This is a genomic window from Mucilaginibacter sp. (genome assembly GCF_036383575.1).
GTDB lineage: Bacteria > Bacteroidota > Bacteroidia > Sphingobacteriales > Sphingobacteriaceae > Mucilaginibacter.
Map to the genome: position 1 here is coordinate 1 of NZ_DASVOB010000653.1, position 3069 is coordinate 3069.

The 3069-nt window shown below is 45.3% G+C and carries 5 protein-coding genes and 1 pseudogene; 4 read left to right on the forward strand and 2 right to left on the reverse strand.

Features of this window, described 5'->3' with window-relative positions; translation table 11 throughout:
- Positions 1–208: pseudogene (locus VF500_RS22980) on the forward strand (beta-galactosidase); the annotation flags it as partial.
- A gap of 256 nt (positions 209–464) precedes the next feature.
- Entirely contained in the window at positions 465–1130 is a 666-nt protein-coding gene (locus VF500_RS22985; protein WP_330861915.1) for a DNA alkylation repair protein, read from the forward strand.
- A gap of 1 nt (position 1131) precedes the next feature.
- On the opposite strand, the gene VF500_RS22990 is transcribed toward VF500_RS22985, so the two are convergent.
- On the reverse strand, positions 1132–1632 hold the full coding sequence (locus VF500_RS22990; RefSeq protein ID WP_330861916.1) for a VOC family protein: 501 nt from the start codon (positions 1630–1632) through the stop codon (positions 1132–1134).
- Between the two features lie 162 nt (positions 1633–1794).
- Between VF500_RS22990 and VF500_RS22995 the strand changes: the two genes are divergently transcribed.
- A complete protein-coding gene (locus VF500_RS22995; protein ID WP_330861917.1) occupies positions 1795–2199 on the forward strand; it encodes a DUF5655 domain-containing protein in 405 nt (134 codons plus the stop codon).
- A 1-nt stretch (position 2200) separates the two neighbouring features.
- Entirely contained in the window at positions 2201–2650 is a 450-nt protein-coding gene (locus VF500_RS23000; RefSeq protein ID WP_330861918.1) for a hypothetical protein, read from the forward strand.
- 74 nt (positions 2651–2724) lie between these two features.
- On the opposite strand, the gene VF500_RS23005 is transcribed toward VF500_RS23000, so the two are convergent.
- Positions 2725–3069 (reverse strand): hypothetical protein (locus VF500_RS23005; protein ID WP_330861919.1); only part of this gene is annotated, 345 nt, incomplete at its 5' end.

Consider the following 3069-nt stretch of genomic DNA (forward strand, 5'->3'; position numbering starts at 1 on the left):
AGCAGATACCTATCTCGATTTGAGCAACTTCAAAAAAGGTGTGATTTGGGTTAACGGTCATAACCTTGGTCGTTACTGGAATGTAGGTCCGCAGTTTCATTTATATTGCCCTGCTAACTGGCTTCAAAAAGGAGAGAACAACGTTACGGTATTTGACTTGCACCTGGACTCGGCAACTACCATTAAGGGTGTCAAAACTCTTGAATAATTAACGAGTTAAATTAGATCTGACACTTCTAAAACTGTTTGAAAAAACAGGTAATAAGAACGTCATTGCGAGGTACGAAGCAATCCCCTATAAGCAGGTCCGCCCTGTAAAGTTCGCGATTGCTTCGTACCTCGCAATGACGTTTTTTTGAGTTAGATCATTTTTAAAATACCGTTTTGTTTTTGGTATGTTGATATACAATAGCTATTTATAGGATTATCTTTTTAAATTCGGATAACCAAAAAACGGGAGATTGATGACAGTTAATGAAGTTATGACCAGGCTGGAAGCCATGGGCAGCGAGAGAATGCGCCTCCAAAATACCAAACGTGGTGCACATGGACAACAGTTTGGAGTAAAGCGCGGAGATGTCCGGACACTCGCAAATAAGATCAAAACAGATCATGAACTTGCCAGGGCAGTATGGGCCACCGGCAATATCGACGCACGGTTCCTGGCCGTATTGATCATTGACCCAAAGCGCTTGTCCATTGAAGAGTTGGATAGCATGGTTCGATCCGAGCGGTTTGCAGACGTGATTGATTGGCTTTATGCTTACGTGATCAAAGAGCGTGCGGATAAGGAACAACTGCGTGAGCAATGGCTGATAGCCGACGACCCTATGGCCGCTCGCCTGGGTTGGAGCCTTACCAGCGGCAGGGTAGCCAGAAACCCCGAGGGCCTGGATCTCCCGGGTATGCTTGACCACCTTGAAGCCGAAATGCCCTTAGCTGCACCCGAAATACAATGGACCATGAACAGTACCCTCGCGCAAATCGGGATCCATCAACCGGTTTACCGTGAGCGGGCCCTCGCTATCGGGGAACGATTGGGGATCTACCGCGATTACCCGGTATCCAAAGGCTGTACATCGCCTTTTGCACCAATTTGGATAAATGAAATGGTAAAACGGCAAGGGTAACCTATTTTGTCGTGATCGTACCCATTTTGGCATATTCCACATCATTGGGTTCCCATAGTTCTATCTTATTGCCTTCGGGGTCCATCAGGTGCACGAAGTTACCATAACTTACTCTTTCTACGCTATCGGTTGGCTGGATCCCGGCGGCTTTTAACTTAACCAGCAGCGCATCTAATTGTTCGACCCGGTAATTGATCATGAATTGCTTATCAGAGGGCTGAAAATATCTGGTCGTTTCTTTGAAAGGTGCCCATGCCGTAAAACCTTTTTTGGTACTGTCCATACCCTGATGCCATTCGAAGGTTGTACCGGTTTGCACCATGCGCATGCCAAGATTTTTTTCATACCATATTTTGAGTGCCGCCGGATCTTTGGCCTTAAAGAAGATGCCGCCGATCCCCGTTACACGCGGGCCATTGTTAACAGGGGTGGTTAAGCGGCTAAAGCCAAAACCTAACAGAAAAGTAACCACAAAAGCTATCGCCAACAGAAATTTCTTCATCTCTTTAAAAATTTAAAGCCTAAATATAATCAATTCATTTCCCTAATTTTAATCATGCCGGTGCCGATTGGTCGGCACCATTAGCCTGGGTCGAAAGAAAAGGCCATGATGAAATAATTAGTGTATGGAGATCGTACCTTTAAAAACCGAATGTTAAAATAGATGAGCTGGATCTGTCCTAAATGTGAGCGGGAGCTGCCAAGGCCCGAGCAAAGTCACTATTGTGCACGGGTGAGTTTGGATAGTTTATTCGAGGGCCGGCCTCCCGAACTGATGCTGGTATTTGATAAGCTGCTGGCGGAGGTTGCGGATTGGGATGGCGTACTGGTTGGTACCACACCTAACTGCATTGTCTTTACCAGGCGGTTAACCTTCCTGGTGATCCGGCCGATGAAGAAAGAGCTCGACCTGAAATTCTATTCTAAAGTGGCGCACCCGGAAAAACCGGTACTCAAAAGTGTAGCCTCGATCAATAAATTCGAAAACCATATCAGGATAGCGTTGCTGGATGACCTGCGGCCGGCTTTGTTTCGGTACCTGCGGGAATCCTACGAGTTATTAGCATAAAATGATTCTGCTGAACTTAATCGTTGTTTTTGACGGTGTTACGGAAGCCAGCGCAAATGCCCAAATCAATAAGTATTCTATGAAAAAAATGATGCCTTTCGACTTCCTGCTGGATTATTTGCCTGCAAACGTGATCATCAAACCGGCTGTCGGTATGTATTATATTTACTGGGAGAAAAAGATAGTATTGATACTGCGTAAGCTTAGCAAAAATAGCAGGTACAACGGTTTGTGGGTAGCTACCAGCAGGGAAGATCATGCCAGTCTTAAAACAACTATACCGGCACTTGCCAATTTTGTATTTAATGAAGGAGAAGCCTTCGATTCGGCCTGGCTGCTGCTCAGTGATGCTCATGATGACTTTGAAACCGCGGCGATAAATATCTGCGAACTCATTTCGCACAGGGATAAAAGGATCGGGAAAGTAACGCCGAAGAGCCAGTCTCTTTAATTATTTCTGCAACAATAGCCTAAGTTCAACGATCCCACTTCTATAGAATCGTTGAACTTAAAGTCATTTACCATTTAATGATTATTTGGGCGGCTTTTGTTATCGCTTTTATCTTGCCTATCATTTTTCTGAGATGGGGCCTGGTGCTGATCATCTCTTTTGTTCTCAGGTTTGTCTTTAGTTGATTGTTTTGGGCTCTGTTGCTTTTGCGGCTGGTTATGACCCTGGTTGTTCCGTGCCTGGGTGTATTTGGCATCACGGCTGTCCCTGATCACCGGCTGCTTGGCCGTGTAGGTTTTATATTTGCTATATTTAGCAATATGCGACTGATGCTGCAGGTAAGGCTTAGGGCTGTTCATTACCACCTTGTAGGCGTTATATAAATCAAACCCTGAATAGCGCGATGGCAATGCCGGGTT